The organism is Chryseobacterium viscerum (assembly GCF_002899945.2).
GTDB classification, from domain to species: Bacteria; Bacteroidota; Bacteroidia; order Flavobacteriales; family Weeksellaceae; genus Chryseobacterium; species Chryseobacterium viscerum.
Window position 1 is genome coordinate 280,487 of the sequence record NZ_PPEG02000004.1, and the last position, 14,838, is coordinate 295,324.

General features: G+C 36.5%; 11 protein-coding genes, 1 tRNA gene and 1 pseudogene. 7 read left to right on the forward strand and 6 right to left on the reverse strand.

Annotated elements, in window-relative coordinates; genetic code table 11:
- Positions 1 to 84 precede the first annotated feature (84 nt).
- The 4 genes and pseudogenes from C1634_RS10555 to C1634_RS26300 all read left to right on the forward strand — a co-directional run.
- Positions 85 to 348 carry a helix-turn-helix domain-containing protein gene (locus C1634_RS10555; protein WP_103235415.1) on the forward strand — a complete coding sequence of 88 codons (264 nt, stop codon included), beginning with the start codon at positions 85 to 87 and terminating at the stop codon, positions 346 to 348.
- A gap of 71 nt (positions 349 to 419) precedes the next feature.
- Positions 420 to 746 carry a hypothetical protein gene (locus tag C1634_RS10560; RefSeq protein WP_228410054.1) on the forward strand — a complete coding sequence of 109 codons (327 nt, stop codon included), beginning with the start codon at positions 420 to 422 and terminating at the stop codon, positions 744 to 746.
- A 134-nt stretch (positions 747 to 880) separates the two neighbouring features.
- Positions 881 to 1,048: a DUF2624 family protein gene (locus C1634_RS10565; protein WP_109738386.1), complete on the forward strand. Its 168-nt coding sequence runs from the start codon at positions 881 to 883 to the stop codon at positions 1,046 to 1,048.
- Positions 1,049 to 1,159: 111 nt separating this feature from the next.
- Positions 1,160 to 2,095: pseudogene (locus tag C1634_RS26300) on the forward strand (recombinase family protein); the annotation flags it as partial.
- Positions 2,096 to 2,684: 589 nt separating this feature from the next.
- Here C1634_RS26300 and C1634_RS10575 read toward each other — a convergent pair.
- Positions 2,685 to 2,755: transfer RNA gene (locus tag C1634_RS10575), tRNA-Gln, on the reverse strand.
- Positions 2,756 to 3,127: 372 nt separating this feature from the next.
- Here C1634_RS10575 and der point away from each other — a divergent pair.
- Positions 3,128 to 4,438, forward strand: a complete 1,311-nt coding sequence (gene der, locus C1634_RS10580; RefSeq protein ID WP_103234439.1) for a ribosome biogenesis GTPase Der — start codon at positions 3,128 to 3,130, stop codon at positions 4,436 to 4,438.
- Positions 4,439 to 4,531: 93 nt separating this feature from the next.
- On the opposite strand, the gene C1634_RS10585 is transcribed toward der, so the two are convergent.
- Together C1634_RS10585 and C1634_RS10590 are read right to left on the reverse strand one after the other, a co-directional pair.
- Positions 4,532 to 5,014 (reverse strand): GNAT family N-acetyltransferase, encoded by a 483-nt coding sequence (locus C1634_RS10585; RefSeq protein ID WP_109738387.1) that lies wholly within the window; start codon positions 5,012 to 5,014, stop codon positions 4,532 to 4,534.
- Between the two features lie 164 nt (positions 5,015 to 5,178).
- A complete protein-coding gene (locus C1634_RS10590; RefSeq protein WP_228410055.1) occupies positions 5,179 to 9,099 on the reverse strand; it encodes a Pls/PosA family non-ribosomal peptide synthetase in 3,921 nt (1,306 codons plus the stop codon).
- 149 nt (positions 9,100 to 9,248) lie between these two features.
- Here C1634_RS10590 and upp point away from each other — a divergent pair, with 149 nt between their 5' ends.
- On the forward strand, positions 9,249 to 9,899 hold the full coding sequence (gene upp, locus C1634_RS10595; RefSeq protein ID WP_103234442.1) for a uracil phosphoribosyltransferase: 651 nt from the start codon (positions 9,249 to 9,251) through the stop codon (positions 9,897 to 9,899).
- Between the two features lies 1 nt (position 9,900).
- Here the strand turns inward: upp and C1634_RS10600 are convergent, their stop codons facing one another.
- The 3 genes from C1634_RS10600 to C1634_RS10610 all read right to left on the reverse strand — a co-directional run bounded on the left by C1634_RS10600 (position 9,901) and on the right by C1634_RS10610 (position 13,047).
- The gene (locus C1634_RS10600; protein WP_103234443.1) at positions 9,901 to 10,587 is read right to left on the reverse strand and encodes an alpha/beta fold hydrolase; all 687 of its coding nucleotides are present in this window, start codon (positions 10,585 to 10,587) and stop codon (positions 9,901 to 9,903) included.
- Positions 10,588 to 10,780: 193 nt separating this feature from the next.
- Complete coding sequence (locus C1634_RS10605) at positions 10,781 to 11,434, reverse strand: ComF family protein (protein ID WP_103234444.1); 654 nt, start codon at positions 11,432 to 11,434, stop codon at positions 10,781 to 10,783.
- Positions 11,435 to 11,568: 134 nt separating this feature from the next.
- Positions 11,569 to 13,047, reverse strand: coding sequence for a helix-turn-helix domain-containing protein (locus C1634_RS10610; protein ID WP_109738388.1), 1,479 nt, complete (start codon positions 13,045 to 13,047; stop codon positions 11,569 to 11,571).
- A gap of 127 nt (positions 13,048 to 13,174) precedes the next feature.
- On the opposite strand from C1634_RS10610, the gene aceB reads away from it, so the two are divergent.
- A complete protein-coding gene (gene aceB / locus C1634_RS10615; protein WP_103231821.1) occupies positions 13,175 to 14,749 on the forward strand; it encodes a malate synthase A in 1,575 nt (524 codons plus the stop codon).
- Positions 14,750 to 14,838: the final 89 nt, after the last annotated feature.

A 14,838-nucleotide genomic window follows, 5' to 3' on the forward strand; every position in this document is an offset into this window, starting at 1 on the left:
AATGCACGTTCTTTATAATTCAGGACTCTATTCCTCACTTTCCTCAATTTCAGATGATCGATGAATCAAATCAAATTTACACTTATGAAAATAGATATTATTACAAAAGAAGATTTACAAATATTCAAAACAGAATTACTGGAAGAAATTAAGAATCTGCTTCAAATCAAGAATTCAGAAAAGAAATTATGGCTACGGTCAACTGAGGTAAAAGAACTTCTGAAAATTTCTACTGGAACATTACAAAACCTTCGTGTTAATGGAACTTTGTCCTACACCCGCATTGGAGGAACTTTATATTACAATTACAAAGATATCGAGCAGTTATTAAATAGTAAACCTTCATAATTATTTCATCTTTGTCAAGCTTTTCACTGCGAGATATTTCAATTGGATATCAGCAAATTATTATCAAGCAAATGAATTACATCAAACATTTAACAGCCTTCTTTGGGAAAGTAGCAAAAGAAAACTCATTAAATCCAACGCATATCAGCCTGTATATGGCTTTATTTCAATTCTGGAATTTCAATCGCTTTAAGAATCCGATCCATATCTCTAGGGATGAGGTTATGCGAATCAGTAAAATACATTCAAAGGCTACTTATCATAAATGTATTAAGGATCTGCATTCATTAGGTTATTTTGACTACCAACCTTCATACAATCCATTCGAAGGAAGTCAAGTTAATATGTTTGATTTTGCTGGGGAATTAAAACCAACACCTAGGGCAAAAAGACTTTGATAAATATGAACTTAATTGAAAATCGATGAGTTACTAGATAATAGCATAGACTGGCAAAGACGATTGAAGCCAATGAATTACAATTGTGTAATGTTGGGATTTCTCTAAATTATATTTAGGGAAATTCTGTATTTATGTCTCAGTCAAAAGAAATCAAGAAGATCCCTATAGAGGAAGTAATGGAATACTTCAAAAGCGAAGGTTTGGAAGTATCGCAGGAGGAAGCCGAAGCAATAATGGAATTTCTCTACAGTCTTACATTTATCGTTATCAAAAAGTATTTTGACAACGATGAAGAGTGACATACTTCTCGGGATATTATCACTTCAAGACCGGAATACAAATAATTCCACCTTTATCCCTTGTTTGACCATACAGTCAACATTATACTATAAAATTAAATCTTTATCATTATGAAAACAGCAGACCTATATATTCGTGTTTCTACAGACGAACAAGCAGACAAAGGCTATTCCCAAAGAGATCAGGAAGAGCGGCTACGTCGCTTTTGCTCACAAAATAATATTACCGTTGGAAGAATTGTCTACGAAGACCATTCTGCAAAATCCTTCAACCGTCCCGAATGGACAAAATTGTTGGTTGATCTAAAGAAGAAAGGTTCTAAAACTAATTTGATCTTATTTACCAAATGGGACAGGTTCAGCAGAAACGCAGGCGATGCCTATCAGATGATAAGCATCCTTACCAAATTGGGAATAGATCCGCAAGCGGTTGAACAACCCCTTGATCTTTCTATTCCGGAAAACAAAATGATGCTGGCAATCTATCTTGCTGCGCCCGAAGTCGAGAATGACCGACGAGCATTGAATGTATTTTATGGAATGAGAAGAGCTGTAAAAGAAGGTCGTGTAATGGGAAAAGCACCTTTCGGATATGCCAACAAAACGACTGAAAACGGCAAGAAGTACATTGCACTCAGCGAACCAGAGGCATCAAAAATGAAGTGGGCATTCGAAGAAATATCGAAGGGAATATATGCTTCTAATCAGATAAGATTAAAAATGAATGAATCACTTCGGAAGAAGATTAGCCGAACATCTTTTCATATCGCCATCAGAAATCCTGTTTATTGTGGAAAGGTCTTTATCCCCAAATTTAAAGAAGAAGATGCTTATTTTATTATTGGCCAACATCAGCCTTTGATCACAGAGTCTCTATTTTATAGGGTACAGGATATTTTAGATGGGAAAAAGAGAATACAAAGACCTAACACCAAGATATTATCAGATGAATATTTTCCATTGAGAGGCTTTTTGATCTGTCCTAATTGTGGAAAGAATATTACGGCAAGTGCATCGAAAGGCAGAAATAACAGATACTATTATTATCATTGCAACGCTACCTGCGGGTTTCGCCAAAGGGCTGAGATTGTCAACACTGTTTTTGAGGATGGATTGAAGGCATTGGAAATGACAGAAACCGTTAAGAAATTGGTCAGAAAGGTATTCTTAAATTCTTATGAGAGATTCATTAAAACACCGAGACTCGAAAAGAAAACACTTTCCGATGAGATAGATAAATTAAATTCCAGATTGTCCGTAGCAAGAAATAAATTGCTTGCAGAAACGATTGATGATGATGAATATATTGAGATAAAAAAGGACTGTAAAGAGCAAATTGAAAGGCTGGAAATTCAGTTGAATATTCTACCCGAGCAATCAAAAGTTGACATTCCAAAACTTATCGATCAGGCTATTGAAAGTCTTACAAATATCTGGAAAACGTACTCGGAAGGCGGGATTGCGGTCAAACGGCAAATTATCGGTTCGATTTTCCCTGAAAAACTGGAATTTGACGGAAATCATTATCGAACCACCCGAATTAATACTATTGTAAATCTTATTTTCCAGATTAACAATGAGTTGCCAAAAAAAGAAAACAGGAGAAACGATAATCATAATCATTTCTCCTGCTATGTAGACCCACAGGGATTCGAACCCCGACTGACGGTACCAAAAACCGGAGTGCTACCGTTACACTATAGGTCTGTTTCTATGCTGCGAAATTATAGAATTTATTTTAAATATGAAAATCAAAATTAAAGATTAATTAACATAATAGAAGAGTAATTGCTTTACTTATTGATTGCCAAATCATTATTTTTTAATAAAAAAATTCAAAAAAACTACTTTCATCGTAAAATAGCAGAGTTGTGGATGTTGTTTATCCCATTTTAATTGAAAACTGTTTCATAAATTATCCTTTGTATAGTTGCTTTGAGAGTCTTTTCTCAGTTAATGCTCTCAAAACTATAGTTAAATAATAAAATCTTATCTTTGCAAAAAATTGGGCTCCAAAAGTTGGAGTAACCCATTAATAACATATCCTGAGCATAGCAAAAGGATTATTAAACATTTTTTATGTCAAATATTGTTGCAATCGTTGGACGTCCTAACGTAGGAAAATCAACGCTTTTTAACCGTTTATTAGAAAGAAGAGAAGCCATTGTAGATTCTACAGCCGGTGTTACCAGAGACCGTCACTACGGAAAATCAGACTGGAATGGAGTAGACTTTACTGTAATTGATACAGGAGGTTATGATGTAGGTACAGATGATATCTTCGAAGAAGAAATCCGTAAGCAGGTACAATTGGCGATTGATGAAGCAACTTCCATTATCTTTATGATGAATGTGGAAGAAGGGCTTACTGATACAGATTACGAAATTTACAGACTTCTTAGAAGATCCAACAAACCGATTTATATCGTTATTAACAAAGTAGATTCTTCTAAAGAAGAACTTCCAGCAACAGAATTTTATCAGTTAGGAATAGATAAATATTATACACTTTCTTCTGCTACCGGTTCAGGAACAGGAGATTTGTTGGATGATATCGTTAAAGACTTCCCGACTACAGAATATAAAGACCCTTTTGAAGGATTGCCTAAAATTACTATTGCAGGTCGTCCAAACGTAGGGAAATCAACCATGACCAATGCTTTATTGGATGTTGAAAGAAATATTGTAACTGATATTGCAGGAACTACAAGAGACAGTATCCAGACTTTATACAATAAATTCGGACACGAGTTTGTATTGGTAGATACAGCAGGGATGAGAAGAAAGTCTAAAGTAAATGAAGACTTAGAATTCTATTCTGTAATGAGATCTATCCGTTCTATTGAATATTCTGACGTAGTTATCATTATGGTGGATGCTACACAGGGATGGGAATCTCAGGATATGAACATCTTCGGATTGGCTCAGAAAAACAGAAAAGGAATTGTGATCCTTGTTAATAAATGGGATTTGATCGAAGACAAGCAGACCAATACGATACGTGATTTCGAAAAATCAATCAAAGATAAAATCGGTCAGTTCCAGGATATTCCAATCTTGTTCGTTTCAGCTTTAACGAAGCAGAGAATCTTAAAAGCTGTAGAACTGGCAATGGAGGTTTATGAAGACCGTAAGAAGAAGATCAAAACTTCAAAATTGAATGAAGTAATGCTTCCTATCTTCGAACAGACACCACCACCAGCATTGAAAGGGAAATATATTAAAATCAAATATTGTGTACAGCTTCCTACGCCGTCACCGCAGTTTGTATTTTTCTGTAACCTTCCTCAATATGTGAAGGAACCGTATAAAAGATTTACTGAAAATCAGCTGAGAAAAGAATTCGGGTTTACTGGAGTTCCAATTGAAGTATATTTCAGACAAAAATAATTAGAACAATGTTCACAAAGAAATCCGGTAAGCTTGCTTACCGGATTTCTTATTTTCATCTAAATTTATAGGAGAATACATTTCTTTTCTAGCTTACATCCATTTTTCATAGACCAATCTTACAGGCTGGTAACCTTGGGAAGAAAGCCAGATTTGCATGGTATCATTGGTACAAAGCGTATAACGGTATATTTTCCGGATTTTATAGCCTTTATATTCTTCTTCAAATGCTTTATTGAGAGCAGAGTAGATTCCCTGCTTCCTAAACTCTTTTTTCACATACCCTTCAGAAACATATAAATCATCTCCCTCTCCAAGTTCAAAATTACTGTCGTCTCTCTCTTCAATATATCCAAAAAGAAAACCTATAGCGTTGCCATCAATTTCTGCAATAAGAAAAGTGCCTTCATTTTCTTCCTCACATTCTGACATAAAACGGAGATAGCTTTCCCGGATCTGGCTCCAGTCGGCAGTTTTATCATTCATTGTTTTTTCTGAAACATGAAGTTCACCTACCAACTCATCTACAATAGGAAGGTTCTCATTGATTTTTATTTTTCTGATGGAATAATTCATAATGATGTTTTTTTTAATTTGCTAGAAGCTGGAAGAGGGAGGATGGGGGGGGCTGTGACAGATATTATACCTGTTGTTTTGAAATAAAAGCTCAATAAAAAGACATTTATTCCTTTCATTCGCTTTCATCACCTCCATCATCCAGCCTCCAACTTCCCACATAATTACTTTCCTCTCAACGGACTTCCATACCATGATGTGTTATCAGAAAGAACTTCTCCTTTCATAACCAGAGAAAGAGGATCTATGTTGACATTATTTCCAATCTCACTATCATATAAGATAATAGTTCTTGAATTGATCGTTGTCTGGCTTCCAATTTTTACACTGCCTATTTTCATGATTCTGTCTTCAAAAAGATGGGTTTGAGGACCGCAGTCTTCGTTCAGCATTGTTTCATCTCCGATAGATACCATATCAAATTCTGTAATGTCAGTCGTATTAAGCCATACTCTTTTTCCGATTTTTACTCCCAGAAACCTCATAAAGAATGGCAACCAGAATGTACCCCGCAGAAAATCAAGAAAAAACTGTACAGGAAGTGCCTCATAAATGGTAGTAATTCCTTCACTCAACCATACTTTCATACTGTACATAGGCATTTCGGTTTTCTTATACTTTCCGACCAGTATCCACTTCAGCAATACAGTGAAGAAAAATGAAGGTAACGCAACAATACCTAAATAATAAAACGGAGCCAGTAAAAGAAGATAATGAATATTCCCTTCCAGATAAGTACTGGTATACGCAATGAATAGTACACTGCAAATGATGACTACCGTTTGTGGAAGAATAATCCTGATTCCTTCTACAATAGCTCTGGCAAGCTTTAGACGGAATGGAGGATTGTAAGTAAGGCTATCCTGGAAGATCTCAGATTTTTGTCGGGAAGGAAGTCCTATCGGAGGAGATCCGAACCAGTCTTTCTCAGTAGAATTTTTCAACTGTTCTTCAGAAGGAGCTTTACTCAGAACGCCAATCAGCATATTATTTCCAAGCTCATATCCCTGCGGAATCAATCCGCTGTTTCCTACAAAGCTGTTGCTTCCTATGGTCGTTTTTGATAAGATTAATTTTTCATTTCTTACATCATGTTCTCCAAGAATCACAGCATCCGCAATAAAGGAACCTTCTCCAATTTCTAGAAGATGGTGAGAAACATCACTGGCAGTCGATATTTCTGCATTTTTCCCTACTTTTGCGCCCATCATTCTGTAAAATTTACTGATGTAAATGGATGCAAAAAGTGGATGTACTATAATAAGAGACAGGTTGAAAATCTGATCCTTTATCCATTTTTTATAATACATAAAACTGTACACGGGATAGATTCCCGGTTTCATATTGTATTGTAAAATTCTAGTCAGTATGCTTACCACTCCAATAAATAATAAAATATATACGGTAGAAAGTATTGGAGCCTGCCATAAATAATAAAAATTATAATCGGCTGAACGGTCATCCAGATAATATAAGGTATAAAGAGTAGGTGCTAAAGGCAAAACGATAAGAAGAGGAAAGAAAAATAGCGAACATGCATACATCAATGCAAATCGATTTCTCTTTCTTGCTGACGCCAGTTTTGGAACTTCAACCTCTTCACCTGATTTTACTCTTATTTTTTCAGCAGGACTCCCATTCCAAACTTCTCCAAATCCAATTCTTCCACCTTCATTAAGACAGCTTAAATCCTGAAGCTCTCCAAATTCCTCAATAACTGTATCTCCACACACAATAACAGAAGAACCAAGGTAAGCATGCGCTTTAATATGTACTTTTCGTATTCTTAAAATACCGTTTTCAACAGAAGCATTATCAATGCTACAGCCGGAACTGGTATTCACATTTTCATCAATGGTTACAAGATCTTCTGCAGAAATAGGAAGCAGGCTCAATTGAGCACTTGGGTGCACCTTTACTCCAAGCCATTTTAAATATTTCGGATATAAAGGGGTCTCTACAATAAATTCAGAAGGAAGTAACCTTTTAATTGTTTTCCATAGCCACCATCTGAAATAATACCAGCCCCAAAGCGGATAGTCTCCTTCTTTTATTTTTCCGATCACCAGCCATTTGGTAAGAACGATAATGATGGAATATACTGGTGGAATCAACGTATACAATAAAACGGCACTCAATAAAGCATAATGCAGTCCATATCCATTAATCTGAAAATAATAATAGCTTAAATACGGGAAAAAGATCTGAATACTTAATAAAGCGAATACAACCAGTAAGCTGATCGTCTGGGCAATATTACAGGCAATATACTGAAACGTTGAAACCCTATGAAAAGGCTCCTGATGAGACACAGCCTGAGTGTGTTTATTTTTGAGACATTCAGCATAAGCTGACAAAGGACGGTTCTCATAGATTTCTTTTAATGAAGCAGTAGGAATTCCCGCTTTTTGACGAAGGTGGGAAACTAAGGTAGCGGCCAGCAGAGAATGTCCACCCAGATCAGTAAAAAAATCCTGACTCAGGTTAATTTCTTTTCCTGGAAATACCCATTTCAGAGTTTGAATAAGTTTTTCTTCTACAGGAGCTTCAGAATCAATGTTGATATCTTCGTTTTTCTCATGACTGGTGAAACTTTCAGGAATGGGAAGTCGTTTTCTGTCGATTTTACCACTGGGCATCCTTGGCATTTCTTTCAGCAGAACAATAGAAATCGGAACCATATAAGGAGCCAGAAACTTGGCCAGTTCCTTCCGCATTTCATTTTCATCAAAAGAAGACTCATTGTTCATCACAACGTATCCCACAAGTTGTCCCTGTTCGTTGGAATCTTCTTTTACAGCTACGGCAGCGGAAGAAACATCATGGAGCTGGTTCAGCCTGGATTCTATTTCGCCAAGCTCAATTCTGTAGCCGCGTAATTTGATCTGATCGTCTATTCTTCCCTGGAAATCGATGAAACCATCTTCACGTATAATAACAGCATCTCCGGTTTTGTAAATTTTGTCTCCAGGAAGTTCTTCCGGAAATGGATTAGATAAAAATTTCTGTTCGGTGAGTTCAGGAAGATTAAAATATCCATTACTTATCCCGGGACCGGAAATAACCATTTCACCCCGCTCTCCCCGCGCCACAATATTCATATTTTCGTCAATCACGGCAACATGATAATTGGGAAGAGGAGGTCCTATTGTCAACTCTTGTTGACTATTCAGTTGAGCCATGTTGGAGGAAACCGTTGTTTCCGTAGGTCCATAGCTATTGATAAATGCTCTGTAAGGTTTGGCCCATTTTTCCTGTACCTGTTTTGTACAGGCTTCACCTCCCGTATTGATCAGTCTGATGGCAGGAACTTCATCAATAATGGCTAAAATACTGGGAACTGCATGAAGTACAGTGATTTTATTTTTGATTAAAACATCGCTGAGTTCATCTATCGCTTTTACAGTAGTGGCATCGGCAATCCATATAGTAGCCCCTGCAAAGAGACTGATCCATACTTCCTCGCACCACATATCAAAAGATACGGAGAAACCCTGATACACAATATCTGTATCATTTATTCCTATAAAATCCTGTTCAGAACGGATCAGATGACAGATGTTCCGGTGCGAAATGGGAATTCCTTTAGGGTTTCCGGTACTTCCGGAAGTGAATAATACATAAGCCCAATTGTCCGGGGTATAATCCAAAACAGTGAAAGAAACAGGGGTTGGGGGCTGAGGAACAATTTCTAAAGGCTTACAGTGAATATGAGCATCAGTATCAGAAAAATAAGTCTTAACATTGATGTCTGTAAAAACTTTTTTTATTCTATCCTCTGGCATTTCCCGGTCTAAAGGAATGTATGCAGCACCAGCCTTCAAAATTCCAAGTATGGCTACAGGAAGCTCAAGACTTCTGGGATACCATACTCCTACACGATCACCGGGTTGTACTCCCTGATCTTGCAGTTGAAGGGCAATAGCATTGCTCCAGCTGTCTAATTCAGCATAGGATAATTTTTTATCTTTAAATATAAAGGCTGTTTTATCTTTATATTTTTCAAAGGTGGGAACCAGTAATTCAGGTAGAGTTTCTTCTTTGATAAACTCCGGGCTGATCTTTCCTAAAATAAGGCTTTTCATCATTTAAAAATTACAATATAGTCATAGAGGGAATATTTTGATAAATATACTTGATTTCTCCTCAGGCTCAATCTTTCAATTCGTTTTTTAGTTGTAATTTTGCAAGAATTAATATCAATTAACTGAAATTAAAAAAAAATAAAATTTTCATGCTTACTATTTTATCGCAAAACTTTTCTCTTGTCAACGAATGGATCAACGAACTTCGAAACGTTGATATTCAGCACGACCGAATGAGATTCAGAAGGAATATGGAAAGAATCGGAGAGATTGCCGCTTTTGAAATCAGTAAAGGACTGGAGTATAAAGATGTTGAAATTCAAACTCCCTTAGATACAATAAAAAGCAGAGAAATTGCTGTACAGCCGGTTATTACAACTATTTTAAGAGCAGGAGTTCCTTTGTTTGAAGGGATTCTGAACTATCTGGACAGAGCAGACTGTGGTTTTGTAGCCGCTTACAGAAAACATGATGCCAACGATTATTTTTCCATCAAACAGGATTATCTTACATGCCCAAGTATCGAAGGAAGACCTTTGATCGTAGCAGATCCTATGTTGGCAACTGGTGCTTCTTTAATTGAAGCGATTAAAGATTTGCTGACCAATGGAAATCCCACTCAGCTTCATATTGTGGCAGCCATTGCATCAAGACAAGGGGTTGAGACTATTCAGAATGCCTATCCTGAAGCTCACATCTGGGTAGGAGCTATCGACGAGCAATTAACGTCCAAAGGTTATATTACACCTGGACTGGGAGATGCCGGAGATCTTAGCTACGGAGAAAAACTTCAAAGATAATTTAAGAAAGATTCCAGAAATCTTTTATTAAATTCAAAAATAAATGAGGTCGTACTTTATCCATAGGATGCTTTGTATCCGGAAGTACGGCCAATTTTGCATTAGGAAGGCTTTTGTACACTCTTGTGCTCTCTTCGATAGTTACCATATTATCTTTGTCCCCAACCATAATTTGAACAGGAACATTAATAGCAGTCAGATTATTTTCTAAAGGAGGATTTTTACCCAGACCAATCATTAAATCAGCAATAGCCGGAAGAAGCTGCTTCCATTTTGATCCGTGCTGAGATTCTAAAAGTTGAGCATACTGCGGAATTTTTTCAAGAATAACATCAGGATTAAGCATCTTGCTTTCTTTTAAAGCCTGTTCTTCAGTCCAGTCAAACTTCGTTCCCAGCGTTACAATAGAATTTACATTTTCAGGCGCTTTCATAGCATAGCAAAGGGCAGTATAACCTCCCATACTGTGTCCGAAGATGGAAACATCTGTCAAATTATTCACTTCACAATATTCAGATAATTCCTGAGTATACTTTTCAATACTGATGCCTTCTGCAGGAAGTTCCATATTTCCGTGTCCTGAAAATAAAGGAGTATGTATGGTAAAATATGATGAAAGAGTGCTCAGATAAGGCGTGAAAATATCGCTGTGACCTAAAGCTCCGTGTAATAAAATCAGATTGGGCATAGTGGTTTAGTTTCCGGAAAATTAGGAAAAAGAATTGAATAGGGAAAATAGATTGGGTAGGAGTGTAAGAGTGTGGGAGGGTTTGAGAGTCTGAAAGTTCTAGAGTTTGAAAATATTTTTTGAATATAATCCCCGCACCCCGCACCCCGAAACTCATACCCCGTACCCTGAAACTCGCATCTCGCACTTCACATCAAACATCCAGCGCCATTACCAAAACACTTACTTTGTTATTCCCAGCATTTAAAATCTCCCATGCAATGGATGAAACCGTATTTCCTGTGGTAAAAACATCATCAATCAAAAGAATATGCTTTCCGGTAACAGGCTGAGTAACGGAAAAAGTATTGACAGCCTCCACTCTGTGTTTCTTATCCTTTAATGCTTGTGCTTTTGAATAATGGTTTCTCTTGATTAATTGATGATCAAAAGGGATTTTATAAAACTCAGATAAAGTCTCTGTGAATAAATGAAGCTGATTGTAGCCCCGTTCTTTTAATTTCTTGGGATGAAGGGGTACGCTTACCAAAAGGTCAGGTTTTTCGTCCTTAAAATCTAACCGTTCAACAGTCCAGTCTGCAAGAATCTTTCCTGTTTTTTTCCGGCTTCTGTATTTCAGTTCATGAATAATCTGCCGGCTTAGGCTTTCCTCTTCAAACTGTATTAAAGCAAAAGTATTCTCAACAGGGAATAGTAATCTGCATTTTTCTTTAATCGGATTATTTTCAAAATAATCATAATGTGTAAAATGAATCTGGTTAAAACAAAGATCACATACCAAAAGTTCAGAGCCGATGATGGTGTTGCAGTGAACGCAACGATTGGGAAATAATAAGTCTAATATCATGATTGTGTTTTGTACTAAAGATATAAAATAATAGTCAATTTTTGCTCTGCAAAATCAATAGCAAATAGATATCAATAGGATAAAAAATTCACAAATGAACTGTACTGACTTTCACTCTTTAAGCGTTTTCCACATTAATTTTCAAACCTCTTTCTGATCTTCTCAACAGAACTTTTCATACTTAGGTTAAAATGTTCCTTTTCTAGTCTTACCGGTGGTGCTTGTCTTACTTCACAATCAGCAATACTGCAGGATTCACAGGTAACGCCTACATTGATGGTTTTTAAAGAAGGTGATTTTATAAAACTTATTTTCTTGATCGTTTGTGAATTCAACAAAATACCAAGACAGTAGCTTCTGTTGCTTCCATCCGAAAAAGGATTCTTCTGTGAAGTGGAGATAACAAGATAGCTTATTCCCTGATCTTTGTAATGCGAAATCTGAGCATCCGTAAGGGTTTCATTTTCTTTTAAATAATCAATGTTTTTTACTGCAATCCATCTTCTGCAGTAATGTTCGTTGGTGGCGTTGGCATGAGGAGCCTGCTGATGGTTCAGGTGCAGCTCTTTTAAAATCTGGATTTTATCTGAGTTTTTCTTTTTTACCAGACATAAATAAAACAAATCCTTAATTCCCATTTCCGCCGAAAGAATATTGGTAAGGCGGTAATAAAAAGTTTCAGGGGAATGGGTAAAGCTGTTGATGAGATTTTCGAAGTTTTCCGGTTCCCATGTATTTTGCTGAAAAAATTCTGATGCTTTTTCAATGACGGGTTCTTTTGAAATTAATAAAGCACCTGCAAAATACGAAGCATAGAAGTTATTCAGAATCTCTTCAAAACTTCCAAAGTCAAGCCATGAATAGGTATTGGGACGGATTTTTAGTTCCAGAACATTGAATCCGATTTCTTTAGCAAGGATAAACGTTTTCTGATCCTTTTCCAGTTTTTGATTCAGCAGTAATAATTTTTTCTCTGGAATAAAAAGTGAACGAAGATTATCCAGAGTTCCATATTTTTCAAAATCTTCAGATTGAATGGTGTAACTGAACTTTTCGGTAAGAATTTTCTCTAGAATATCAGACTTTAAATTTTTCCCGATTTGTAACTGATTTTCCTTGGTGAAGAGACTTACTTTTTCCTCAATTTCAGGGAAATAATTGTCATACAATTCCTGAAAGGATCTTAAAACGGCGAAATAAAACCTTTCCTTTCCAAGATTATAATTCTGGGAGATTTCGATCAGCGCATTGATGAAAGCGGTTACCTTTTTGGGAGCATCACTGATAATGCTGATGAGGTTGTTCTTATTAATCCCAAAAAGTTCCAGCGGAACTTCTTTAAAGAAATCCGACTGTAGGATTTCATTAAAAGGAGCAAGACTTTTATCAAGCTTAGTAGAAACAAGATCGTCAAAAGTACAGTTCAGAGCTTCAGAAAGCTGAATGATCTTATCATGCTTCGGATATTTTTTTCCGTTCTCAATTTCATTAAGGTAAGATTTTGATAACCCTGTCTTTACGGCAAGATCTTGCAGAGACCAGTTTTTCTTTTGTCTCTGCTGTTTCAGTTTTAGTCCGAAAACTGTTTTGATAAAGTCACTTTCTGAATTCATTACTCAAATATAAATAATTAGATGCGATTATTCGCATAATAAATTTTAAATAAATTTAGCGAACGTTCGCTATTTTATGAAAGTTTTTATATATGTTTGTAATATCAAATCACAAAATCAATATGTTATGGAAACTAAGACTCAAATAAAAATAAAAGCACAGAAACAGTTTGAAGCAGTTTTTACTCCGGATTTGGTAGATTTTCTGATTGCCCTTCATCAGAATTTCAATCATCAGAGACTTGAACTTTTAGAAGAAAGGAAAAAAACACAGGAGAAATTTGATGCAGGAAATCTTCCTGAGTTTTTGAAAGAAACAGAAGAGATCCGAAATGGAAGTTGGATATGCGCACCGCTGCCTGAAGATTTGCTGGACAGGAGAGTGGAAATTACCGGACCTGTTGATCGTAAGATGATTATTAATGCTTTGAATTCAGGAGCTTCTACATTCATGGCAGACTTTGAAGACAGCAGTTCGCCGGTATGGGAAAACTGTATTGAGGGACAAATTAATCTTTCTGATGCGATTAACCGGACTATTGATTTTGTTAACGAAAAAGGAAAAGCTTATACGCTTAATAATAAGACGGCTGTTTTGCAGATTCGGCCAAGAGGGCTTCATCTTCCGGAAAAGCATATAGAAATCAATGGAGAAAAAGCTTCCGGCTCGTTAATCGATTTTGGAATTTATTTCTTCAGAAATGCAAAGCAACTTTTAGAAAAAGGAAGTGGTCCTTATTTCTATCTTCCGAAACTGGAACATTATAAAGAAGCTCGTTGGTGGAATGAAGTTTTTGTTTTTGCCCAAAACTATCTGGGAATTCAGGAGGGAACCATTAAGGCTACTGTTTTAATAGAAACCATTACGGCTTCATTTCAGATTGATGAGATTTTATTTGAATTACAAGAACATAGTGCCGGGCTCAACTGTGGCAGATGGGATTATATTTTTTCCTACATCAAAAAATTCAGAAATCTCACTGAATTTATCGTTCCGGACAGAGATCAGGTAACGATGACATCTCCTTTCATGAGTGCTTATTCAAAAAGAGTCATCGAAATATGTCATAAAAGAAATGTGCATGCTATCGGCGGAATGGCCGCGCAAATCCCGGTAAAAGACGATGAAGAGGCCAACAACAAAGCTTTTGAAAAAGTACGAAATGATAAGGAACGTGAAGTGAAAAACGGTCATGACGGAACCTGGGTGGCACATCCTGCATTAGTAGCTGTGGCTAAAGAAGTTTTTGACCAGCACATGTCTTCAAAAAATCAAATTGATAAAAAATTCGAATACCATATAAAGGAAAGTGACCTGCTGGAAATTCCAAAAGGAGATATTACCGAAAAAGGAGTCAGAAAAAACATCAATGTAGGAATTCTTTACCTTGAAAGCTGGCTGATGGGAACGGGTGCTGCCGCCATTTATAACCTGATGGAAGATGCCGCGACTGCAGAGATCTCAAGAACACAGATCTGGCAATGGCTGAAAAATGAAGCGGTGTTAAGTGATGACAGAACATTAACCCGCAATATGATTTTGCAGTGGGAAAAAGAAGAAATGGACAATATTGAAACATACGTAGGAGAAACCCGCTTCAAAAATGGAAAATTCAACCTTGCCAAAGAACTTTTTAATGAACTGATTTTCTCTGCAAACTTTGAAGAATTTCTAACCCTTAAAGCCTATCCTTTTATTTAGTCTGAGAGTAAGAGAGTGGGAGTGTCTGAAATTTTGAACGTCACATCCCTTACCTCGAATCTCGAAACCCGTATCTCAAAACCCTAATC

What these genes read in the sequence shown, in the direction of transcription:
- C1634_RS10555 (WP_103235415.1), top strand. Translation starts at nt 85, where the DNA reads ATGAAAATAGATATTATTACAAAAGAAGATTTACAAATATTCAAAACA.
- C1634_RS10585 (WP_109738387.1), bottom strand. Translation starts at nt 5,014, where the DNA reads ATGAATTATTCCATCAGAAAAATAAAAATCAATGAGAACCTTCCTATT.
- C1634_RS10600 (WP_103234443.1), bottom strand. Translation starts at nt 10,587, where the DNA reads ATGCCCAATCTGATTTTATTACACGGAGCTTTAGGTCACAGCGATATT.
- C1634_RS10560 (WP_228410054.1), top strand. Translation starts at nt 420, where the DNA reads ATGAATTACATCAAACATTTAACAGCCTTCTTTGGGAAAGTAGCAAAA.
- C1634_RS10605 (WP_103234444.1), bottom strand. Translation starts at nt 11,434, where the DNA reads ATGATATTAGACTTATTATTTCCCAATCGTTGCGTTCACTGCAACACC.
- C1634_RS10565 (WP_109738386.1), top strand. Translation starts at nt 881, where the DNA reads ATGTCTCAGTCAAAAGAAATCAAGAAGATCCCTATAGAGGAAGTAATG.
- upp (WP_103234442.1), top strand. Translation starts at nt 9,249, where the DNA reads ATGCTTACTATTTTATCGCAAAACTTTTCTCTTGTCAACGAATGGATC.
- aceB (WP_103231821.1), top strand. Translation starts at nt 13,175, where the DNA reads ATGGAAACTAAGACTCAAATAAAAATAAAAGCACAGAAACAGTTTGAA.
- C1634_RS10590 (WP_228410055.1), bottom strand. Translation starts at nt 9,099, where the DNA reads ATGAAAAGCCTTATTTTAGGAAAGATCAGCCCGGAGTTTATCAAAGAA.
- der (WP_103234439.1), top strand. Translation starts at nt 3,128, where the DNA reads ATGTCAAATATTGTTGCAATCGTTGGACGTCCTAACGTAGGAAAATCA.
- C1634_RS10610 (WP_109738388.1), bottom strand. Translation starts at nt 13,047, where the DNA reads ATGAATTCAGAAAGTGACTTTATCAAAACAGTTTTCGGACTAAAACTG.